This window comes from Celeribacter sp. (genome assembly GCF_048266405.1).
Classification (GTDB): domain Bacteria; phylum Pseudomonadota; class Alphaproteobacteria; order Rhodobacterales; family Rhodobacteraceae; genus Celeribacter.
Window position 1 is genome coordinate 17,819 of record NZ_JBLWZO010000003.1, and the last position, 20,999, is coordinate 38,817.

The 20,999-nt window shown below is 58.2% G+C and carries 20 protein-coding genes; 3 read left to right on the top strand and 17 right to left on the bottom strand.

Annotated elements, in window-relative coordinates:
- Positions 1 to 56: 56 nt before the first annotated feature.
- The 4 genes from recG to ACN0TS_RS07670 all read right to left on the bottom strand — a co-directional run bounded on the left by recG (position 57) and on the right by ACN0TS_RS07670 (position 5,549).
- A complete protein-coding gene (gene recG / locus ACN0TS_RS07655) occupies positions 57 to 2,150 on the bottom strand; it encodes an ATP-dependent DNA helicase RecG (RefSeq protein WP_417258758.1) in 2,094 nt (697 codons plus the stop codon).
- On the bottom strand, positions 2,147 to 4,288 hold the full coding sequence (gene ligA, locus ACN0TS_RS07660; protein ID WP_417258759.1) for an NAD-dependent DNA ligase LigA: 2,142 nt from the start codon (positions 4,286 to 4,288) through the stop codon (positions 2,147 to 2,149). The genes recG and ligA overlap by 4 nt, the downstream gene beginning before the upstream one ends.
- Positions 4,289 to 4,453: 165 nt before the next feature.
- On the bottom strand, positions 4,454 to 5,167 hold the full coding sequence (gene ctrA / locus ACN0TS_RS07665; protein ID WP_417258760.1) for a response regulator transcription factor CtrA: 714 nt from the start codon (positions 5,165 to 5,167) through the stop codon (positions 4,454 to 4,456).
- A gap of 103 nt (positions 5,168 to 5,270) precedes the next feature.
- On the bottom strand, positions 5,271 to 5,549 hold the full coding sequence (locus ACN0TS_RS07670; RefSeq protein WP_417258761.1) for a DUF1153 domain-containing protein: 279 nt from the start codon (positions 5,547 to 5,549) through the stop codon (positions 5,271 to 5,273).
- Between the two features lie 124 nt (positions 5,550 to 5,673).
- Between ACN0TS_RS07670 and mnmA the strand changes: the two genes are divergently transcribed.
- A complete protein-coding gene (gene mnmA, locus ACN0TS_RS07675) occupies positions 5,674 to 6,819 on the top strand; it encodes a tRNA 2-thiouridine(34) synthase MnmA (protein WP_417258762.1) in 1,146 nt (381 codons plus the stop codon).
- Positions 6,820 to 6,929: 110 nt separating this feature from the next.
- The gene (locus tag ACN0TS_RS07680; RefSeq protein WP_417258763.1) at positions 6,930 to 7,184 is read left to right on the top strand and encodes a zinc ribbon domain-containing protein; all 255 of its coding nucleotides are present in this window, start codon (positions 6,930 to 6,932) and stop codon (positions 7,182 to 7,184) included.
- Positions 7,185 to 7,192: 8 nt separating this feature from the next.
- Here ACN0TS_RS07680 and lpxB read toward each other — a convergent pair whose 3' ends face one another.
- The 13 genes from lpxB to pyrH form a co-directional block, all read right to left on the bottom strand.
- Positions 7,193 to 8,347: a lipid-A-disaccharide synthase gene (gene lpxB, locus ACN0TS_RS07685; RefSeq protein ID WP_417258764.1), complete on the bottom strand. Its 1,155-nt coding sequence runs from the start codon at positions 8,345 to 8,347 to the stop codon at positions 7,193 to 7,195.
- A complete protein-coding gene (locus ACN0TS_RS07690; protein ID WP_417258765.1) occupies positions 8,344 to 9,126 on the bottom strand; it encodes an LpxI family protein in 783 nt (260 codons plus the stop codon). Before ACN0TS_RS07690 ends, lpxB begins: the two co-directional genes overlap by 4 nt.
- Before the next feature lie 8 nt (positions 9,127 to 9,134).
- The gene (gene lpxA, locus ACN0TS_RS07695; RefSeq protein WP_417258766.1) at positions 9,135 to 9,932 is read right to left on the bottom strand and encodes an acyl-ACP--UDP-N-acetylglucosamine O-acyltransferase; all 798 of its coding nucleotides are present in this window, start codon (positions 9,930 to 9,932) and stop codon (positions 9,135 to 9,137) included.
- A gap of 3 nt (positions 9,933 to 9,935) precedes the next feature.
- Positions 9,936 to 10,394, bottom strand: coding sequence for a 3-hydroxyacyl-ACP dehydratase FabZ (gene fabZ, locus ACN0TS_RS07700; protein WP_417258767.1), 459 nt, complete (start codon positions 10,392 to 10,394; stop codon positions 9,936 to 9,938).
- Between the two features lie 172 nt (positions 10,395 to 10,566).
- Positions 10,567 to 11,328: an OmpH family outer membrane protein gene (locus ACN0TS_RS07705; RefSeq protein ID WP_417258768.1), complete on the bottom strand. Its 762-nt coding sequence runs from the start codon at positions 11,326 to 11,328 to the stop codon at positions 10,567 to 10,569.
- 2 nt (positions 11,329 to 11,330) lie between these two features.
- Complete coding sequence (gene bamA / locus ACN0TS_RS07710) at positions 11,331 to 13,667, bottom strand: outer membrane protein assembly factor BamA (protein WP_417258769.1); 2,337 nt, start codon at positions 13,665 to 13,667, stop codon at positions 11,331 to 11,333.
- Positions 13,668 to 13,843: 176 nt separating this feature from the next.
- Positions 13,844 to 13,975: a hypothetical protein gene (locus ACN0TS_RS07715; protein ID WP_417258770.1), complete on the bottom strand. Its 132-nt coding sequence runs from the start codon at positions 13,973 to 13,975 to the stop codon at positions 13,844 to 13,846.
- Between the two features lie 165 nt (positions 13,976 to 14,140).
- Positions 14,141 to 15,475, bottom strand: coding sequence for an RIP metalloprotease RseP (gene rseP / locus ACN0TS_RS07720; protein WP_417258771.1), 1,335 nt, complete (start codon positions 15,473 to 15,475; stop codon positions 14,141 to 14,143).
- A gap of 87 nt (positions 15,476 to 15,562) precedes the next feature.
- Positions 15,563 to 16,729: a 1-deoxy-D-xylulose-5-phosphate reductoisomerase gene (gene dxr / locus ACN0TS_RS07725; protein WP_417258772.1), complete on the bottom strand. Its 1,167-nt coding sequence runs from the start codon at positions 16,727 to 16,729 to the stop codon at positions 15,563 to 15,565.
- 9 nt (positions 16,730 to 16,738) lie between these two features.
- The gene (locus ACN0TS_RS07730; protein WP_417258773.1) at positions 16,739 to 17,422 is read right to left on the bottom strand and encodes a phosphatidate cytidylyltransferase; all 684 of its coding nucleotides are present in this window, start codon (positions 17,420 to 17,422) and stop codon (positions 16,739 to 16,741) included.
- Complete coding sequence (locus ACN0TS_RS07735; RefSeq protein ID WP_417258774.1) at positions 17,419 to 18,135, bottom strand: isoprenyl transferase; 717 nt, start codon at positions 18,133 to 18,135, stop codon at positions 17,419 to 17,421. The genes ACN0TS_RS07730 and ACN0TS_RS07735 overlap by 4 nt, the downstream gene beginning before the upstream one ends.
- A 141-nt stretch (positions 18,136 to 18,276) precedes the next feature.
- Positions 18,277 to 18,840 (bottom strand): ribosome recycling factor, encoded by a 564-nt coding sequence (gene frr / locus ACN0TS_RS07740; RefSeq protein ID WP_417258775.1) that lies wholly within the window; start codon positions 18,838 to 18,840, stop codon positions 18,277 to 18,279.
- A 287-nt stretch (positions 18,841 to 19,127) separates the two neighbouring features.
- On the bottom strand, positions 19,128 to 19,865 hold the full coding sequence (gene pyrH, locus ACN0TS_RS07745) for a UMP kinase (RefSeq protein WP_417258776.1): 738 nt from the start codon (positions 19,863 to 19,865) through the stop codon (positions 19,128 to 19,130).
- A 203-nt stretch (positions 19,866 to 20,068) separates the two neighbouring features.
- Between pyrH and miaA the strand changes: the two genes are divergently transcribed.
- A complete protein-coding gene (gene miaA / locus ACN0TS_RS07750) occupies positions 20,069 to 20,953 on the top strand; it encodes a tRNA (adenosine(37)-N6)-dimethylallyltransferase MiaA (protein WP_417258777.1) in 885 nt (294 codons plus the stop codon).
- Positions 20,954 to 20,999: the final 46 nt, after the last annotated feature.

Sequence of the window (20,999 nt, forward strand, 5' to 3'; positions counted from 1 at the left end):
AAGAACTTTTTGAGAACATTTGCGAACAAAATAGAACACCACCTAGGCGCATGTTGTTAACCGACTGATATTAAACGAATAGCTTCGTCTCGCCCCATCAGCCACAAAAGCAGGCGAACCACTGCCCCACGCGGGCTTTCCAGCTTGGGATCTGTCGCCAACAGCGCCCTTGCGTCGTTTTGCGCCAAAGCCATCAGCGCCGACTGGCGCTCCAGATCCGCCACACGAAACCGCGGTAGTCCCGATTGCGCCGTGCCCAAAACATCACCTGCCCCACGGATCGCGAGGTCTTCCTCAGCGATCCGAAACCCGTCATCGGTGTCGCGCATAATATCAAGCCGTCTGCGCCCGCCCTCGGTCAACGGCGGTTGGTAGAGCAGCAGACAGGTCGACACCACATCGCCGCGCCCGACCCGTCCGCGCAATTGGTGCAATTGCGCGAGGCCGAAATGCTCGGCCCGTTCAATCACCATAATCGAGGCATTTGGCACGTTGACGCCAACCTCGATCACCGTTGTCGCGACCAAAACTGATATCTCGCCCGCCGAAAACCGCCGCATGATGTCGTCCTTGGCCTCGGGCGGCATTTGCCCGTGAACCAAGCCGACGCGTCCCTCGCCCAAGGCGGCGCGTAAGACCTTGAACCGCTCCTCGGCGGCGATCATGTCCATGACCTCGCTTTCCTCGACCAAGGGGCAGACCCAATAGGCCTGCCGTCCCTGTTCGGTTGCGGATTTGAGGTGCGCAACCACGTCGTCCAAGCGCTCGGTGGAACTCAAAGCGGTTTTGACAGGTGTTCGCCCAGGTGGCTTTTCATCAAGCACCGACACATCCATGTCGCCAAACTGCGCCAAGGAAAGCGAGCGCGGGATCGGCGTTGCCGTCATCACCAAGACGTCGACACCTTTGCCCTTTTTCGCGAGCGCCATGCGCTGCGACACGCCGAAGCGGTGCTGTTCATCGACAATGGCAAGACGCAGATCATGATAGATCACCTCATCTTGGAACACCGCGTGGGTGCCGACCAAAATCTGAATATCGCCCCGCGCCAAAGCCTCGAGTTTGGCCTTGCGCTCGCGTCCTTTGTCGCGCCCTGTGAGCAGTTCAAGCACCACACCCGCCGTCTCGGCCAAGGGGCGTAAACTCTCCAGATGCTGCCGTGCGAGAATTTCGGTGGGGGCCATCATCACGCCCTGCCCGCCCGCCTCAACGGCGATCAAAAGCGCATCGAACGCAACCAGTGTCTTGCCCGATCCGACATCGCCCATGAGCAGTCGGTTCATGCGTTTGGGGCTGGCCATATCCTCAGCAATGGCGGTCATGGCGCGGCCCTGAGCGCCCGTGGGCTCAAAGGGTAACGCCGCCAAAACCCGACTGCGCAAAGCACCGTTCCCTTTGTTTTCACGCCCTTTTCCGCGCCGGACCTGCGCACGGGCCAAGGCTAATGTGACCTGATGCGAGAACAATTCATCATAGGCCAGACGTTGACGCGCGGGCGAGCTGGCGGCCACCTCATGGCCTGACAGCGGCTCATGGGTTTGCTCCAATGCCGTGGCAAAATCGGGCCATCCCTCGCGGGCGCGCAGGTTGGGTTCAATCCATTCATCGACCTCAGGAACCAAGGCGCGAGCGGCCGCGACGGCCTTGGCCATCACCTTTTGCGTTACGCCCGCTGCGAGTGGGTAAACCGGTTCGAACTTGGGTAATTCGTCGGCCTTGTCCACCTCCAGAATGTGGTCTGGATGGGGCATCTGGAACTGACCGTCGTACATCTCGACCTTGCCCGAAATCAGCCGTCGCTCGTTGAGTGGCAGTTGCTTTTCGATCCAGTCGGGGGCTCCGCGAAAGAACACGACCTGAAAGGCGAGCGCGTCGTCCTCAACCGTGACGCGGTAGGGCAATCCTTTTCGGGCGGGTTTCTGGTGGCGCAGCACCGTAACCTCGACGGTCACGACCTCGCCCACATTGGCCCCTTGAACGGTCGCGCGGCGACGGCGATCAATGACCGAATTTGGCAATGTAAACAATAAGTCACGCGGACGCTCGACATTCAATCCCGCCATGGATTTGGCCGTTTTCGGACCAACGCCCGTCAGCGTTTCCAACCCCGCGAAGAGTGGGAAAAGGATATCGGGGCGCCCTCGGCTCATGCGTCACCGATCAGCGCGAGCCAGCCATCCTCATCAAGGATCTCGATCCCGAGTTCTGTGGCTTTTTTCTCTTTCGATCCCGCACCTGGCCCCGCAACAAGCAGGTCGGTTTTCTTGGACACGGAACCGGCAACTTTGGCCCCAAGCGATTCCGCGCGGGCCTTGGCCTCGGCGCGGGTCATTTTCTCCAAAGTCCCTGTAAACACAACAGTTTTTCCGCTCACTGGGCTGTCCGCTTTGGGGCGTGCGGCGTCCTCTACGGTCAAATGCGCCACGAGGCGGTCGATTGAGGCGCGCTCACCCTCTTGGTGGAAGGCCGCGACGAGTGAGCCTGCCATCACCTCGCCGACCCCGTCGATGTCCAATAGCTCGGCCCATGCGGTGCCGCTGCCGATTTCGGCCTGTGTCATGGCACGCTCGAACGCCTCCCATGAGCCGTATGAGGCGGCCAAAAGCGTGGCGGAGTTTTCACCGACATGGCGAATGCCAAGGGCAAAAATGAGTTTGGCGAGGGGTATTTTTCGTTTTTCGTCAATAGCTTCGAACAGGTTGGCAGCAGACTTGTCGCCCCACCCATCTCGGTTCTTGAGCTGTTGCAGGCCAGAGCCGAAACGCGCGCGCAGGGTGAAGATGTCGGCGGGTTCGCGCACCCATCCGTCATGGTAGAATTGCTCGACCTGCTTGGCCCCGAGCCCCTCAATGTCAAAGGCGCCGCGGGAGACGAAGTGCTTCAATTTTTCCACCGCCTGCGCAGGGCAGATCATGCCGCCAGTGCAGCGGCGTACGGCGTCGCCCTCCTCGCGGATGGCGTCTGATCCACACTGCGGACAGGTGGTCGGAAAGCTGTATGGCAACGTGTCGGACTTGCGTCGGGCAAGATCGACATCTGCGACCTTCGGGATCACATCGCCCGCGCGGTAAACCTGTACCCAATCGCCCACGCGAATGTCCTTGGGCTGCCCCTCCTCATCGGGACGAATGACCTCGCCTTTCGAGCCGTAGCCCGCGATATAATCCTCGTTGTGCAAGGTCGCGTTGGAGACCACGACACCGCCGACGGTCACGGGGCTCAGACGGGCTACGGGAGAGAGTGCGCCCGTGCGGCCCACTTGGATGTCGATGGCCTCAAGGTGGGTCCATGCCAGTTCGGCGGGGAATTTATGGGCGATGGCCCACCGTGGCGTGGTTGAGCGAAATCCCAATCGGCGCTGCAAGTCGAGGCGGTCCACCTTGTAGACCACGCCGTCGATGTCATAGCCGAGTGTGGCGCGGGCCGCTTCGATTTCGCGGTAATGGGCCAAGAGTGCGTCGATCTCGGTAAAGCGTTTGGTCAGCGGATTGGTGGCAAAGCCGAATGCGGCGAGCCGTTCGATAGCTTCCATTTGGGTCTCGGCCAAAGGTTCGGACAACTCGCCCCACGCATAGGCGAAAAACGCCAAAGGCCGCGCGCGAGTGATTTCGGGATCCAACTGGCGCAGCGATCCAGCGGCGGCGTTGCGCGGATTGGCGAAGGTCTTTCCACCGCGCTCGGTATGGCGCGCGTTCAGGGCGGCGAAATCGGCATGGGTCATATAGACCTCGCCGCGCACTTCGAGAATGTCGGGCGCCCCGTCGATATGCTGCGGGATGGAGGCGATGGTGCGGGCATTGGCGGTGACGTTTTCGCCTACGGCCCCGTCGCCGCGCGTGGCCGCATGGATCAGCTCGCCCCTCTCATAGCGCAGGGACAGTGATAGCCCGTCAATCTTTGGCTCGGCGGTATAGGCGATCTCTCCTGGAGCGCCGAGATATTTGCGCACGGACGCGTCGAATTCGTGAATGTCGGCATCGTCAAACCCGTTGGACAGCGACATCATCCGCACCGCATGGGTGATCTTGCCAAATCCGTCCGACGGCTTTGCGCCCACCTGTTCGGAGGGGCTATCCGCGCGTTTGAGATTTGGGAATCGGGCTTCAATGGCGGCATTGCGCCGTTTGAGCGCGTCATAGCCGGCGTCATCCATCACGGGCGCATCATTGGTGTGGTAGGCCGCGTTGGCCTGAGCCAAGAGATCGGCAAGACGCGCCAGTTCGGCTTCCGCTTGGTCGCGGGTCAACGCATCTACACTTACCTGATCCAAAGAGGTGTCGGCCGACATGAAACGATCTCCCAATTTCGCGCCCCTCAAGGTTTAGGAGAGCGCGGCGGGGAGGTCTAGATGAAGATGATCAGAAAGACAGGCAATTTCACAATCGAAAGCCGTCAGGTTCGGAGAAACCCAACGGCCACGACGGGAGGAAACAGAGGAGGAAAAACGTAAGCCTTAAGCCCCGATAGCGAGAGGATGGTCCATCTCGCTCGGCTCAGGATCGCGCAAGACATAGCCACGTCCCCAAACCGTCTCGATGTAGTTGTCGCCACCTGTCGCTGTGGCGAGTTTCTTGCGCAGCTTACAGATAAACACGTCGATGATTTTCAATTCGGGCTCGTCCATGCCACCGTAGAGGTGGTTCAGGAACATTTCTTTGGTCAAGGTTGTGCTCTTACGTAGGGAAAGAAGTTCCAACATCTGGTATTCTTTGCCCGTGAGGTGAACAGGTCGTCCGTCGACAGAGACCGTTTTGGCGTCAAGATTGACCTCGATTTTGCCCGTTTTGATAATGGATTGCGAATGCCCTTTCGAGCGGCGGATGATGGCATGGATACGAGCCACCAATTCTTCGCGGTGGAATGGTTTGGTCAGGTAGTCATCAGCGCCGAAACCGAAGCCTTTGATTTTGTTCTCGGGGTCATCCGCCCCAGAGAGGATGAGAATCGGAGTATCAACGCGGGCCAATCTCAATTGGCGCAACACTTCGTGGCCGTTCATGTCAGGTAGGCCGAGATCCAAAAGGATCAAATCGTAATCATATAGTTTTGCGAGGTCGATGCCCTCCTCGCCCAGGTCCGTTGAATAGACATTTAAATTCGCGTGGGAGAGCATCATTTCAATGCTTTTGGATGTTGTTGGATCGTCTTCTACGAGCAAAATACGCATAATAGCGGTTCTCCGATTTATTTCTCTGTCGTCCGTTAACAAACAAAATGGTTTAAAATGGTTAACCACACGTTACCAGATATGTAAATCCTAACAGCGCAACTTATGGTTGTCTATATTTTTGCACCGCCGTTGCTTTGAGTGCAGCTTCCCCGTGGTCGCGAATAGCAGTTTTCCATGACTGGAATTCCTCATCGGACAGCCCGTACATCTTGAGCGCTTCGCTCTCGGAAATCAGTCCGAAAACAACACCTTTGACGACACAGGCTTTGCGTGAGGCTACCCAGCGGCGGGTTGTTTTCGGTGGCAGGTCGGCCCGTGTCATAACCGATCCATCAGGAAGGGTTACAGCGCGCGGGCCATCAACTTTTTTTAGATACATCACGTCACCCTCTTGGCTTGCTCACCGACTTTTGCCGCAAATCTCTTAATGGGTAGTGAAACCAGCCCTTGAGAGTACCTCGCATTTTCCTATATTCCGTCAGTATTCCCGAAAGGATTTGTAAATGGCTCATGACGGCGCACATCCGCTGAACTCTCTTGGCTTTGCCAAGCCCCCTTCCGAAACCCGTGTGGTTGTGGCGATGTCGGGCGGCGTGGACAGCTCCGTTGTGGCGGCCCAGCTCGCTGAGGAAGGCTATGACGTGGTGGGCGTGACGCTTCAGCTATATGACCATGGCGCGGCTTTGGCCAAAAAAGGCGCCTGTTGTGCGGGGCGCGATATTCACGACGCGCGGCGCGTGGCCGAGGAAATGGGCTTTCCCCATTACGTTCTCGATTATGAAAACGTGTTCAAAGACGCGGTGATTGACGAGTTTGCCGACAGCTATCTGGCGGGCGCGACCCCTGTGCCGTGCATTCGCTGCAATGAAAAAGTGAAATTCAAAGACCTGTTGGAGACGGCCAAGGATCTGGATGCCGACTGCATGGCGACGGGACATTATATCCAACGCAGTGTCGGCCCGAATGGCCCCGAGTTGCATTCCGCCGCTGATCCTAACCGTGATCAGTCCTACTTCCTGTTCTCTACCACACCCGAACAGCTCGACTACCTGCGATTCCCGCTCGGGCATTTGCCGTCCAAGGATGCCACCCGCGCGCTCGCGGCGAAATACGGGCTGTCGGTGGCGGACAAGCCCGACAGTCAGGACATCTGTTTCGTGCCCAATGGCAACTACGCCAGCGTGATAGAGAAATTGCGCCCCGGGGCTGCGGAACCGGGTGAAATCGTGGACCATGAGGGCAATGTGCGCGGCACCCACAACGGGGTTTTGCATTATACCATTGGTCAGCGGCGCGGCATTGGCATCGGCGGCCTGTCCGAACCGCTCTATGTGGTCAAACTCGACGTGGACAAGAAACAGGTCATCGTCGGCCCCAAAGAGATGTTGGCGACCCGCAAGATTCCCGTGCGCGAGATCAACTGGCTTGGTGACGAGCCGTTTACGTCACGCGAGGAATGGCATGTGCTTGTCCGTGTACGCTCGACCCGTCCGCCACGCGAAGCCATCATCCGCCCGATTTCCGACACCGAAGCCGAGGTCGAGTTGATCGTCGCTGAAGAAGGCGTTTCTCCGGGTCAGGCCTGTGTGTTCTATGACGATAAAAGCACGCGCATCTTTGGCGGTGGGTGGATCTGGCGCGGATATTGAGCGGGACATTGCCACCGAGCGCCCTACTCCGCCGATCCAAACCGGTTTGATATAGTCCAAAGCGTCCCGCCCATGTTATGCTTTAAAGACATGACGAGGGACGTAAACCTATGATTCAATGTCAAAGCTGCGGCCTGCCACTCAAAAAAGACCCGAAGGGTGGAGGAACGGAAAGCGACGGGGCGCGCTCGACCAAATTTTGCTCCTATTGCTATGAGGGTGGTGCCTTTCTAGACACCTGTAAAACCGCCAAGGACATGCAAGACTTGTGCATGGAACATTTGCGTAAACAAGGAATGCTCCGACCGAAGGCGTGGCTCTTTACCCGCCAAATCCCGCATCTGGAGCGATGGCGCGACGAATAAGGGCGCGCTTACTCTCTCAAACCTTCCAGAATGGCGCGTGCGGCTCGCACACCCGGAGCCTCGCCGCCCCGTCCTAAACGCTCCATTGTGAGATCAAGGGCACGGGCCTGTGCGGCAGGGGTTTCAAGCAAGCGGACCAAGGCCGGTGCGATTTTCTCCGCCGTACAGCGCGACCCCAAAAACTCGGGCACCTCGCGCGTCTCACTGACCAGATTGACCAAGGTCACGGTGTCGATCATCAGTTTGCGCGACACAATATATTGCGTGAGCAGGTTCATGCGGTAAGCGATGACCATCGGCGTGTCGTTCGCCGCCAATTCCAAGGATACCGTACCACTGGCGGCCAAAGCGACATCCGCCGCTTTGAAGGCCGCGCGTTTTTCGCGGGCATTTTCGGCGGGGATCAATATCGGATCGACATCCCACTGTGCCACCTGCGCACGGATGCTTTCCATTCGACCATGCGCCACGGGCAAGGCAAAACGGGCGTCGGGATGGGAGGCGGAAAACAGATCAAGAGCTGCGCCAAAGGTCGGGGACAAACGAGCAATCTCGCCTTCGCGCGATCCGGGCAGGACAAGCACCACAGGGGCCTCGCCTATGCCGTGGTCGTCGCGGAACTCACGCACATCCTTTGCCGTTGCGGTCTCTTCGCTCACCACAGGATGGCCGACGAAATCACAGCGCAGCCCGTGGGCTTCGAAATAGGGTGGCTCAAACGGCAAGAGCGCCAAAACCTGATCCACCCGTGCGGCCATTTTCTCGGCCCGTTCGGGACGCCATGCCCAGACAGAAGGCGCCACATAGTGACAGACGCGAATGTTGGAGCGGGCTTTGATGATGTCGGCCACGCGCAGGCAAAAATCGGGACTATCCACGGTCAGCACGACATCGGGTTTCCACGCAATCGCGGCCTCGGCCACTTCACGGATGCGGCGTTTGAGGTGAAAATACTTCGGCAGAATTTCCATCAGCCCCATCAGTGACAACTCGTGCATCGGGAACTGGCTGTCGAGGCCTTCCGCCTTCATCATCGGGCCGCCCACACCGCGAAACTCAACGTCGCCCGCAAGGGATTTGAGCCCCGCCATTGCCGCAGCCCCAAGGCGGTCGCCTGAGGCTTCGCCCGCAATCACAAAGACTTTTAACGGCTGGTTGCTCATAGGGCCTGCAGGAATAGCCCTGCCTCCTCGATGCGGGATTTCATTGCCACATGATCCAACACGATCACACCGCCCGCAGGGATTACCATCCCGCCGATCCCCGCCGCGATCACGGCCTCGACGGTGTCCAACCCGATGGTGGGCATGTCGATGCGCAAATCCTGTCCTGCCTTGGGCATTTTAACGAAAACGCCACGTTCGCGGCGCAGAGATGCGGGTGTGGCGGCGACGAAGCCGAGCATGGCATCTGTGCCTTGGAGCGTTTCGATCCCGAGCATTTGACCGCCTGCGCAGACCGCACCTTGCCCCACGTCGAGCGGCGACAGCGCGTCGAGAACCGCCTGCGCGCGCGCCGCATCGTCGAGGTCTGTGGCCGAGGGCTTGCGCCCCCAGAGCGTGCCCGCAGGCAGGGTGAGGTCGGGGCAAATTTCGGTGGCGGCGCGGACCGTGAACCCCTGCCCTTCGAAGGTGGCAATCACCTCGCGCAGGAGCGCGTCATCGCCCTTGCCCAGCGATGTGGCCAAGCGCAGCGCGTGACGGTCAAGCAAGACGGGATTGACCTTAGGCCGTGCCATAGCGCCAGCGAAGGCGACGGACGTCACATCGCGGGCTTTGAGGGCTTTGAACAGTTTGCCGAGTTTCTCGATCCGCGCGGTCACATGGTCCGCGCCATCGGGCACCGTCACATCGGACAGCGTGACATAGACAGGGGCCTCCAAAGCCGCCGCCAAAATCTGTGGCAGTTGGCCTGACCCTGCAATGATCGCTGTGCGTGTCATTGTCGACCTCAGTTCGGGGTCAAAAAGCCGCGATCGCTGTCAGCCATGACAAAGGCCACCATCGCGCGGACATAGTCGCTATCGAAGTCCTCACCCAAACGGGACGCACGATCCTTGAACGACCCTTCGCCCTGTTTGAGCATCTGAAAGGCAGCGCGCAGCGCGTTGATATCGGCGCGGTCCACGCCTTTGCGCTTGAGCCCGACCAGATTGAGTCCGTCCAATTCGGCCCGTGGCCCTTGGACCAAGGCGTGCGGCAAGACATCGGCCGTGACCATCGACAAGGCTCCGATAATGGCGCCCTGCCCGATGCGTACGAATTGGTGGATGCCAGACAGGCCGCCCACGATCACATCGTCCTCGATCACGCAGTGACCCGCCACCGCGACGGAATTGACCAACACCACACGGTTGCCGATTTGCACGTCGTGGGCCACATGGCACGAGGCCATGAACAGACCATCATCGCCCACACGGGTGACTCCGCCACCGCCCTCGGTGCCAAGGTTCATCGTGACGTATTCGCGGATGCGGTTGCGTTTGCCAATTTCCAGTCGGGATTTTTCGCCCTTGAACTTCAAATCCTGCGGAATGGCACCGATGGAGGCGAACTGGAAGATCACCGTGTCGTCACCCACCTGTGTATCACCACTGATGACGACGTGGGATTTCAACTCTACCCGTTCGCCGAGCGTAACATCGCTGCCGACAACGCAGAACGGACCGATTTTACAGCCTGCGCCGATGACGGCGCCGTCTTCGATCACACTGGACGGATGGATATCAGCACTTGAATGAATGCGCATGGGTTATTCTTTCGGAAGGTCCATCATGGCCGTAAATGATGCGGTGCAGGCCACCTCACCGTCGACTTCTGCCGATCCCTCGAACTTCCACACCTTACCGCCACCGCGTTTGGTGGTGATGTTGAGGCGCAAGACATCGCCGGGCACGACTTTGCGGCGGAATTTACAGCTATCAATCCCCATGAAGTAGACGAGGAAGTCCTTATCTGCGAGGTCTTGATCCACGCCAACCATCACGGCGGCGGCCTGTGCCATCGCCTCGACAATCGTCACGCCGGGCATGATTGGTGTGCCGGGGAAGTGGCCCGTAAAATGTGGCTCGTTGAAGGTCACATTCTTGATGCCCGTGCAGCTTTGCGAGCCGTTGATATCAATCACCTTGTCCACCAACAAAAACGGATAGCGGTGCGGGATAATCCGTTGGATCAGTTTGATGTCGGCGGTTTTCAGGTCATTGCTCATCTGACTCTTCCTCTTGGACGTTTGTCGTTATCTGTTGTCGTTTTATGTCGCATGAGCGCGACCGTTTAGCCTTCCTACCAAGGAAAGCGGGGGGCTGACAAGAAACCCCTTAATTTCATTGGCAGTTTACGGCCTTTGGTGGGGATTTTATCAGCAACAGTGATGCGCGGGGTCACTCGGATGTGGCGGGAGCATCGGGCTCTGCGGGCGACGGGCTTTGCGCGTCTTCGGCGGGGGCGGCTCCGTCACTGTTCTCCTCGGTCTGCACTGTGGTGTCTTGCGTTGCAGCATCGAGAACGAAATGCGCGTCAAGACGGCGGATAATCTCGGAGGACACATCAATTGCCCCTGACATCATGTAGACCTGCTGGCGCTCGAACACGACCAAGGCCCGCACTTCACGGGCGACAGCGCTCAACGCTTCGTTCATCTCCTGCTCAACCGCCTGTAGCTTCGTATCATAGAGCGTCTGGATTTCAGCGGATTTGCGATCTTGCGCCGCGCGCACGGCGGTCACTTTTTGATCAAAGGCATCAGCCTTTTGGGCAAAGGCCTCTTCCGAAAGCGTGGGGCGCAAGTCGGACAACTCGGCCTCTTCTTCCTCAAGAGCGTTGTATATCTCGTTGTTTTCTTGAATTAAATCCGCGCGCGCCTTTTCGATGTCATCCTCGAACGCCTGACCGATCAAACTGTCGGATAGGATTCGGGCGCGGTCGAACACCAGAACGGGCAAGACGGGTAAGGATGGTGTCGCGTCCAGAGACTCGTCTCCCCCTGTCGCCACGCCCAAGGGCGTTATATCCGCCCCTGTTGTCGCATCGTCATTCGTCGGGGCGGCCTCTTGAGCCACCGCGCTTAACGGCAGCGCCAGACAGAGACAGGCGGTCAGAATCCAACCGTGGATCACGCCGCCATCCCTCCGCCACTGGCGCATGATCAGAACTCCGTCGAAATGGTCAGATCGAAGGTTTGCTCATCATCGTAGGATTGTTTGTCCAAGGCTTTGGAGAAGTTAAATCGCAATGGACCAATCGGAGTATCCCAGAACAGCGAAGCCCCTGCCACGGTGCGGAAGGTGCGATCATCACTGCCCGCGATAATGCCAGTTGTATCGTCAAGTCCCCAGACCGCGCCGTGATCAAGGAACAACCCGCCCTTGAGGCCGTATTCTTCGGGCAGACCCAGCGGGAATTGCGCCTCAAGACGGGCTACTGCAAAGTAGTTACCGCCCAGAGCGGCATTCGTTCCTGAGTCACGCGGGCCGATACCACCTGGCTCAAAGCCACGTATCATATCGGAACTGTTAAAGAAGCGATCATTGACCATGGAACTCCCATCGGCGTCAATAACACCCCCCTCGATCACACCGAGCAAGGTGACTTGGTCATTGAACACTTTCATCTGGCCACGCAATTCTGCGGTGGTTTTGATGTATTCCACGTCGCCACCAAGCCCCGCGTATTCCTGTCCGAAAGTGAACAGAATGCCAGCATCAGGGTTCAACCCGTTGCGACGGCTATCGAAGGAATAGGTATAGCCGACGGACTGCGTTGTCTGGCGACCCAAAACAAGATCACTCTGCACCAAGCTGGGCAGTGTTGCCCCGTCCGGATTGCTCATCTCCGACATCTGGAATCGGTAGTCGAGGCGCAGCTTGCCGCGTTCGGAAATCGGGAAGGTCAGGCTTGGCGAGACATAGGCCGTGCGTGTGGTGTGCAGGGCGTAGGATGGCTGTGATGAGGAGAGCCCAAGGCCGAAGCCCAAGGCCACATTACGTCCCAAGAAGGCAGGCTCAATAAAGTTGAACCGCAAGGTGCCATCATCAATATTCGTGGTTAAATCTGCCGAAACAGTCTGGCCACGGCCAAGGAAGTTACGCTCGGAGAAAGAAGCGATCAGAACGAAGTTGTCTGACACCGAGTAGTTTGCACCAAAGCTGAACGAGCCCGTGGGGGCCTCTTCCACGTTGACATCAACCACGACCTGATCGGGGCTTGAGCCTTCGCGGGCGTTCACATCGGTGTTGGAGAAGAAGTTGAGCGCGCGAATGCGGCTTGCGGCTTCGCGAATTTCACGCGGATTGAAGGGATCGCCCTCAACGGTGCGGAACTGGCGGCGCACAACACGGTCAAGCGTGGTGGCGTTGCCTTCGATATCAATGCGCTCAACAAAGATGCGCGGGCCTTTGCTCAGGACAAATTCGACATCAAGCGTCAAAGAGCGCTCGTTGCGGGTCACGCGAGGTTCGACGCGCAGGAAATCAACGCCTTTATCCTGAGCGATTTTCTCCATACGGGAGATGACGTTTTCAATTGCCACGGGGGAATAGGTTTGCCCCGGACGCAGATTGATCGCGCGTTGGTAGTCGGCGGCATCCACACCGTCGATCTCGGAGACGACAGAGGTATTGGCAAAATCGTAGCTCTGCCCCTCGCGGACGGAGAAGGTCACGAAATGCGCATTACGCTCACGCGAGAACTCGGCGGTGGCATTGAGAACGGAGAAATCAATATAGCCACGCGAGGTGTAGAAATCGGTCAGAACGCGTTTATCAAAGGCAATGCGATCTTCGTTATAAGTGTCGCGGCCAACGATGAAGCGCAGCAACCCTGCCTGTTTCGTGCCAAGCACGCGGCGCAGACGGGCATCCGAGAAAGAGCGGTTGCCGACAAAGGACAAGCGTTCGATTTCAACGCCCTTGCCTTCGCTCACGTCAAACACAACGTCGACGCGGTTGCCGCTGCGGCGGATGATCTGTGGGGTTACTGTTGCGACCAACTGGCCTTTGGCAGCGTAGGCTTCGGTGATGGCCGCGGCGTCGGCCTCAACGGTCGATGGCGAAAACACGCGGCGTTCGCGGGTCTGGATCAAACTGGCCAAAGCCGCGTCGTCGAGAGCACGGTTGCCTTCGATGTTGATGCGCGACACGATGGGGAATTCCGTGACCTTGATCACAAGGCGGTTGCCCTGTGGAATCATTTCGACGCTTTCGAACAGGCCGGAGCCCACAATACGCTGGTAGGCGTCGTTCAAAGCAGCGGCAGAAATCTGTTCGCCACGAGCGATTCCCGCATAGGACAGGATCGTATCGGCGCCGACCCGTGTATTTCCGTCGATTGAAACGGATGAAAACGCGTAACTTTGCGCGACAACAGCACTCGGAAATACCGTGTAAGCCGTTGTAGTTAAGGTTAAAGCCGTCAAAGAAAGCGCGAAGGCTTTGCCTGTGGTGCTTTTGACCCGTTTGTCGGTGTCACACGTTTTGTTTTTCATAGCGGTTCTCGTTATGGCCCCAGTGTTAAGATTGAGTAACGTGAATGGCATCTGTTGTCAAAACTCTGCGCCACAAATGCACACAAAAAAGGCCCCCACATCGGGAGCCTATGCCGTCAGAAACTGCTAGATGTTGTGGTGAGGACCAAACGCGATGGCGTCCCCCTCGCTGCTCATTACAAAAAGAGCGATCCAAAAAACGATCCCGCGACCAGTGCCACGGCGATCGTTACACCGTAGAGGAGACGATCCGTGTTCAAAGAGGCCAGATAGGCAAGGCCACGATATCCAGAGCGAAGTGCCGTCATGTTCAGGCTCCTTGTGATGAAGCAAAGCGGTTATGCATCAGATCCGTTAGGCCTTGCCCGCCGTATCTGATGCTGTTGAACCGACTATAAACACTGAATATGGCAAGAATTGGGCCATGACCCCAAATCCTTATCAACGGTCCCTGCCCTATGGCGCGCTATGTGTCAGGTGCAGAAGAAATCCGAGACCAGACCCATCGTCATAAAGAACAGCACAATCACAAGGCCAATGGTCATCATGATCCCCACCGCGCGGTCGGGAAGCGGTTTGCCGCGCACGGCTTCTGCCGCGTAGAACACGAGGTGGCCGCCATCAAGCACAGGGATCGGAAACAGGTTGATCAGGCCAATCGCGGTGGAGAGGAAGGCGATGACATTGATGTAGCTGTCGATGCCTTGGCTGGCCATTGTGCCAACCGCCCCTGCCATGCCGACAGCGCCGGTCAGGTTACACGCGGAAATGTTGCGCACGATCATGTTGTAGAGACCCGACAGGCTGCCTGTGATGACAGACCAGACACCTTCGACACCGCCCCACAGGGCAGAACCGATACCAACGGGGTCCGTTGCGGGCGTGTAAAGAGTCGAGCCGTAAATGCCAATCAGCCAGCGGGTCTCAAAGCCGCCACCATCCGCAGGAATATCGCGGCGGCGCGCGGTCATGGCGCTCTCGAAGGTTTCGCCATCGCGCCAGACGGTCAGGGTCATCTCGTTGCCCTCAGCGGCGGCAACGACATCGCGCAATTCGTAAAAGCTGTTGAGCGTCACATCATCCACTTTGGTAATGACATCGCCCACCTGCAACCGCGCATCGCGGGCGGCGGATTTAGGAGTGATGCCGCCAACGATCACGGGGAACGGATGTGGTCCTGTGACGGTCAGTTCGGTGCCATCACGTTCGACGGTGTAATCCATTTGCGCGGCCCGTGGCAGGGTCTCGATAAAGTCACCCATTTGGGAGAGTTCGGGCACAGGCATGCCCGCAATAGCCACGATGGTATCACCGCTTTGCAAGCCGACTTCGAAGGGAACGGGTTTGACCTCTGCGATCTCAAGCGTGTCTTTGACCTGCCCCGTTGAGAGCAGAAGACCCGCAAAGACGATTGCGGAGAAAATGAAGTTGAACATCGGCCCTGCCGCAACGGTCAGGGTCCGCGCCCAAAGCGGCGCACCTGGCATGGTGTGGCGGGCGTCTTCGGGAGCCATACCGTCGACCGCATGGGGATCAGGTGCAGAGGCCGCATTGGCGTCGCCTGCAAATTTCACATAGCCGCCCAAGGGGATTGCCGCCACTTGCCAGACCGTTCCGTCCTTGGCTGTCCGCTGCAAGAGCGGTTTGCCAAAGCCCAAGGAAAAGACATCCGCTTTGATCCCGCACCATTTGCCAACGATGTAATGGCCGTATTCGTGGACGGTCACGATGATCGACAGGGCCACAATGAACACCACCACCGTAAAGGCAGAGTTTCCGAAAATGGCGGATAGGTTGGATAAATCCATAGTGACATCAGTCCCTTGTCTCACGTGCATTGGGCGTCATGGCCCTAGCGGTCAATCGTCTTGTCTCAGGTGCGCGGCGCACGTCCCTTATGAGCGGGCATGGCAGGCCCGCGCACGGGCTCGCGCCTCTTTATCGGCTTCAAGCACCGTATCCAAGGTCAATGCGGCATTTCCAAGGCTTGTTGCTGATGACATTTCGTTGAGGACAACCTCGACAATCCGCGCCATGTCCAGAAAGCCGATCTCTTGGGCAATAAACATATCGAGTGCGGCTTCCTTGGCAGCGTTGAACACCGCCCCTGCAAGTCCGCCGATCTCCATGACGTCGCGGGCCAAACGCAGCGCGGGAAAGCGCACCTCGTCGGGTGGTTCGAAACGCAGCGTGCCGACCTGCGCCAGATCAAGCCGCGCCACGGGCAGATTACGCCGTTCGGGCCAGTGCAGCGCATAGCCGATAGCATGGCGCATATCAGGCGCGCCAAGATGCGCCATCAACGCCCCGTCCTTGAACCCCACAAGCGCGTGGACATAGGAACCGGGATGCACAAGCACCTCGATCATATCGCCCGCAAAGCCGAAATATTCGTGGGTCTCGATGATTTCCAAGGCCTTGTTGAACATCGACGCGCTATCAATGGTGATGCGTTGGCCCATGTCCCATGACGGGTGTTTACAGGCCTGCGCCAATGTGGCCCCCGCCAGTTGTTCAAGGCTCCAGTCGCGAAACGGGCCGCCAGAGGCCGTGATGATGACGCGCTCCACCTCGGAACGCTCCTCGCCCACCAAGCCCTGAAACACTGCAGAATGCTCGCTATCGACGGGCAAAATCCGCGTACCGTGGGCCTGTGCCTCACTCATCAAAAGTGGTCCTGCGGTGACAAGGCTCTCTTTGTTGGCAAGCGCCAAGGTGGTCCCGTGTTTGAGCGCGTGCAGACCAGGCGCCAGACCCGCAGAGCCGACAATCGCGGACATGATCCAGTCGGCGGGACGGTCGGCGGCCTCAATGAGTGCGTGTTCGCCCGCGGCGGCATGAACGCCAGAGCCTGCAAGCGCGTCCTTGAGTGCGGGGAGTTTGTCCTCATAGGCGGTCACGGCGACTTTCGCGCCGAGTTGACGCGCGTCATGGGCCAAAAGCTCGATATTCGCGCCACCTGTGAGTGCGACGACCTCATAGGCCTCGCGGTCACGGTGGATCAGGTCGATGGTAGATTGGCCAATGGACCCAGTAGAGCCGAAAATGGAGATACGTCTCATGCGGGCTCCTTAAATGAGAGAGAAGATCAACCCGAGCATGATGACACTGGCCGCCAGAAGCGCATCAAAGCGGTCAAGCACCCCGCCATGCCCCGGGATAATGTTCGAGCTGTCCTTGACACCCATCCGCCGCTTGAGCGCACTTTCAGCGATATCACCCATCTGCGAGGCAAAGGACATGGCCACGGAAAACAGCACAAACATCAGGGTCGAAATGCCCTGCATGATGTCGAGTGAGGAAAACAGCAAGGCCAACACAGCCACACCGGCCCAACCGCCCAAAATGCCCGCCCATGTCTTTTTCGGACTGATGGAGGGCCAGAACTTCTTGCCGCCGACAATGCGCCCGACGAAATAGCCAAGCGTATCGGTGACGATCACCAAGAGGATGAGATAGCCGACCCCGATGATATCTAGCCCCGCGTGAAGGAAGATCAGGCTCACCGCCGCCAGACAAAGGAAGAAGGCGTAGCCGGAGAGCAGAAAGAAATCGCCAAAGGCAAAGCCGACATTTGCCGATTTGAAACGGCCCATTTGGACCAACTCCCAAATACCGATCAAAACGACGATGAGGACAAAGACGCTAAAAATGATCGTGCCGGACAGGACCGCAAACACCCCGATCGCAAGCAAGACAAGCGCGGAGATGATACGGACGCCAAGATCGCCCCACTTTCCGTGGAGACGCTTCACGAGTTGACCCCGCCAAAGCGGCGCTCACGCACGCCATAGCGGCTCAACACATCGGCAAAGACCTCCATCGAGAAGTCGGGCCAGAGCGTGTCGATAAACTCGTATTCCGCATAGGCCGATTGCCAGAGCAGGAAGTTGGAAATGCGGGCCTCGCCAGAGGTGCGGATCACCAGATCGGGATCGGGCAGCACCTTTGTATCAAGGTAGCTTGTCAACGTGGTCTCATCCACAGACTCAGCATCCAACACACCCGAGGCCACATCGCGGGCCATATCCTTAACCGCGCGGGCCACCTCATCACGGCCACCATAGTTGAGCGCGATGGTCAGGTGGGTGACATCGTTGTCTTTGGTTTCCGCCTCCAACTCGTCCATCAGATTGGCGAGTTTACGGTCGAGGCGCACACGGTCGCCGATGAACCGCACCCGCACACCCTCTTTCTTGAGCGCGCGCATTTCGCCCCGAATATAGGTGCGAAACAGGGACATCAGACCCGCAACTTCGGTCTGTGTGCGTTTCCAGTTCTCGGTGGAAAAGGCGAATATTGTCAGGTATTTAACGCCCTGCGCAGGACAGGCTCGTACGATCTCTTTGACCCGCTTGGCGCCGGCGTGGTGTCCAAACAGGCGCGGCTTGCCGCGTGATTGGGCCCAGCGACCGTTGCCATCCATAATGATAGCGACATGCTTTGGTCCCGTTTGCGTATCGCCCATTCATGTATCCTCGTTTCGCGTGACATCACTTCGATGCGCCAGTGTCACCACGACTTTAACCACAACAAGACGTCTCCGCAACGAACCGTCCTGCACATTATTTACGTCACGCGCCCCAAAGGGACGCGTGCACCTACAGGATTAAACCTGCATAATCTCTTCTTGTTTATTCTCAAGCATCTCGTCGACCCGCTTGATATGGGCGTTGGTCAGGGATTGGACCTCGTCTTCCCATAGCTTCTGGTCGTCCTCGGACATGCCGTCGGCCTTGGCCTTTTTGATCTGCTGCATCCCGTCCTGACGCACGTTGCGGATCGCCACACGGGCGTGTTCGGCGTAGCCACCTGCCACTTTCGTCAATTCACGGCGACGTTCTTCGTTCAGCTCGGGGATCGGCAGCATGATGATAGTGCCGTTGAGCTGCGGATTAATGCCAAGGCCGCTTTCGCGGATGGCTTTCTCAACCTTGCCGACAAGTCCCTTGTCCCACACGTTGATCGTCACCATACGTGGTTCGGGCACGTTCACGGTGCCTACCTGGTTGATCGGTGTCATCTGGCCATAGGCATCGACCAAAACGGGATCGAGCATGGAGCCAGAGGCGCGCCCTGTGCGCAACGAGGCGAATTCGGAGCGCAGGTTGGCCAAAGCACCATCCATACGGCGGCTCAGATCATCGGTATCGAGAATGAAATCTTCGGACATTGTGCGTCCTCCTTGCAGTATTGCTCTTTGCCTGCGCCCTCATATGGCCGTGGTCCGAGCCACAGTCACATGCTGACGAGTTTGATGTTTTTTACGGTGTCCTGCCCCAATTGTATAGCCGCTTTTGCCTGTCCTTTTACGGCGTTATCCGGCACGCGCGAAACCTGACGCCTCTTGCGCCGCTCGCATGCCATGGCAAGACACAACGGCCGCTCAAACCAAACGCCCCTGCGGGAAGCAAGGGCGTCTTAGTCGTATGATCGTCGATGTCGCGCGTTCGCCCGTGTTCAGCTCACCGTGGTATAGGTGCCCTTGCCCTCAAGGATGGAGCGGAACCCGCCCGGCGCGTCGAGCGGGAAGACAATCAACGGCAATTTGTTATCGCGGGCCAAGGCAATGGCGGAGGCATCCATAACTTTGAGGTGCTTGGACAGAACCTCGTCATAGCTCACATGGTCATAGCGTTTGGCATCCGGATTGGTCTTGGGGTCTTTGTCATAGACACCATCGACGCCGTTTTTCCCCATGAAGATCGCTTCACAGGCCATCTCGTTGGCCCGCAGCGTCGCCGCTGTATCTGTGGTGAAATAAGGGTTGCCTGTGCCCGCTGCGAAAATGCAAATCCGCTTTTTCTCAAGGTGGCGCACGGCGCGACGGCGGATATAAGGCTCAGCCACTTCGTTCATGGTGATCGCTGAAATCACACGGGTGTTGATGTTGAGCGCCTCAAGAGCCGCCTGCATCCCGAGCGCATTCATCACCGTGGCGAGCATCCCCATGTAGTCAGCTGTGGTGCGCTCCATCCCCTGTGCCGAGCCTTGCAGCCCGCGGAAAATATTGCCGCCGCCAATGACCATGCAAATCTCGACGCCCATATCGTGAACAGTTTTGATCTCTTTGGCGATGCGTTCAACCGTTGGCGGATGCAGCCCGAACCCTTGGTCGCCCATCAATGCTTCGCCTGAAATCTTCAAAAGCACACGTTTATATTTCATGGAAGGGTGATCCTGTTCCGTGTCGTTCATGGCTTGACCTCGCCTTACATGTCCGTGATTTCGGGCAAAATGCGCTAAAACCGCTGGAGGTTCAATGCGCTGTGTGAGAAAAATACGCACAAACTGCATGGTGGCGCGCAAAATTTACACAGACACGCCCGTTTAACGCCTTTGGCCGCCCGCCGACGGCCTGTACCCCGCCTGCCCGACCCGCTTGATGAGGAGCCATCGACATGATCCCGCGTGATCTTTCTGCCGATCAACCCGTGCTGATCGCGGGCCCCACGGCAAGCGGGAAATCCGCGCTGGCCTTGGAGATTGCCGAGACACAGGGCGGCGTTATCGTGAATGCGGATGCATTACAGGTGTTCGAGAACTGGCGCGTTCTAAGTGCGCGCCCCTCTGAGGAGGATGAGCGCCGCGCGCCTCATGCGCTCTACGGCCATGTTCCATATGATGCGCAATACTCCGTGGGGCATTGGCTGCGCGATGTGGCCCCCTATCTCGACGGGGAGATGCGCCCGATTATTGTCGGTGGCACGGGGCTGTATTTTTCCGCTCTCACCGAAGGATTGGTCGACATTCCCGCCACCCCGCCCGAAATCCGTGCCGAGGCAGATGCGCGGCGTTTGGCGGAGGATGGACATGCGGGCCTCTTGGCCGAGCTTGACGCCGAAGACCCTGTGACAGCGCAAAAGATAGACCGCGCCAACCCCCTGCGGGTGCAGCGGGCATGGGAAGTTTTGCGCACCACAGGGCGCGGGATTGCCGCATGGCAGGCCGAAACCCCGCCCCCGCTTTTGCCCCTGTCATCAGCCTATCCGATCGTGTTGGACGCAGACCGTGACTGGCTTGGCGCGCGAATCGCACGACGGTTTGAGGACATGGTCCATGGCGGCGCATTGGCCGAGGCGGAGGCAAACTTGCCCAATTGGAACCCCGCGCACCCCTCATCCAAGGCCATAGGAGCGCCGGAATTGATGGCGTATTTGCACGGAACCTGTGATTTGGAGGCCGCAATCGAGGCAGCGACCATTTCTACGCGACAATTCGCCAAACGACAGCGCACTTGGTTTAGGGCGCGGATGAAGGCCTACCACAAGATATCGTTGCCCTGACTACAGATCGTGGCTGCATGCGAAGATGTTCTTCTATGCCATTGAA

Bases quoted from the DNA above. Each gene is read 5' to 3' on its own strand.
- ctrA (WP_417258760.1), bottom strand. From the start codon at position 5,167: ATGCGTATTTTGCTCGTAGAAGACGATCCAACAACATCCAAAAGCATT.
- ACN0TS_RS07670 (WP_417258761.1), bottom strand. From the start codon at position 5,549: ATGTATCTAAAAAAAGTTGATGGCCCGCGCGCTGTAACCCTTCCTGAT.
- pyrH (WP_417258776.1), bottom strand. From the start codon at position 19,865: ATGAACGACACGGAACAGGATCACCCTTCCATGAAATATAAACGTGTG.
- recG (WP_417258758.1), bottom strand. From the start codon at position 2,150: ATGAGCCGAGGGCGCCCCGATATCCTTTTCCCACTCTTCGCGGGGTTG.
- rseP (WP_417258771.1), bottom strand. From the start codon at position 15,475: ATGGATTTATCCAACCTATCCGCCATTTTCGGAAACTCTGCCTTTACG.
- ligA (WP_417258759.1), bottom strand. From the start codon at position 4,288: ATGTCGGCCGACACCTCTTTGGATCAGGTAAGTGTAGATGCGTTGACC.
- bamA (WP_417258769.1), bottom strand. From the start codon at position 13,667: ATGAAAAACAAAACGTGTGACACCGACAAACGGGTCAAAAGCACCACA.
- fabZ (WP_417258767.1), bottom strand. From the start codon at position 10,394: ATGAGCAATGACCTGAAAACCGCCGACATCAAACTGATCCAACGGATT.
- frr (WP_417258775.1), bottom strand. From the start codon at position 18,840: ATGTCCGAAGATTTCATTCTCGATACCGATGATCTGAGCCGCCGTATG.
- dxr (WP_417258772.1), bottom strand. From the start codon at position 16,729: ATGAGACGTATCTCCATTTTCGGCTCTACTGGGTCCATTGGCCAATCT.
- ACN0TS_RS07680 (WP_417258763.1), top strand. From the start codon at position 6,930: ATGATTCAATGTCAAAGCTGCGGCCTGCCACTCAAAAAAGACCCGAAG.
- ACN0TS_RS07690 (WP_417258765.1), bottom strand. From the start codon at position 9,126: ATGACACGCACAGCGATCATTGCAGGGTCAGGCCAACTGCCACAGATT.
- mnmA (WP_417258762.1), top strand. From the start codon at position 5,674: ATGGCTCATGACGGCGCACATCCGCTGAACTCTCTTGGCTTTGCCAAG.
- lpxB (WP_417258764.1), bottom strand. From the start codon at position 8,347: ATGAGCAACCAGCCGTTAAAAGTCTTTGTGATTGCGGGCGAAGCCTCA.
- lpxA (WP_417258766.1), bottom strand. From the start codon at position 9,932: ATGCGCATTCATTCAAGTGCTGATATCCATCCGTCCAGTGTGATCGAA.
- ACN0TS_RS07705 (WP_417258768.1), bottom strand. From the start codon at position 11,328: ATGCGCCAGTGGCGGAGGGATGGCGGCGTGATCCACGGTTGGATTCTG.
- miaA (WP_417258777.1), top strand. From the start codon at position 20,069: ATGATCCCGCGTGATCTTTCTGCCGATCAACCCGTGCTGATCGCGGGC.
- ACN0TS_RS07715 (WP_417258770.1), bottom strand. From the start codon at position 13,975: ATGACGGCACTTCGCTCTGGATATCGTGGCCTTGCCTATCTGGCCTCT.
- ACN0TS_RS07735 (WP_417258774.1), bottom strand. From the start codon at position 18,135: ATGGGCGATACGCAAACGGGACCAAAGCATGTCGCTATCATTATGGAT.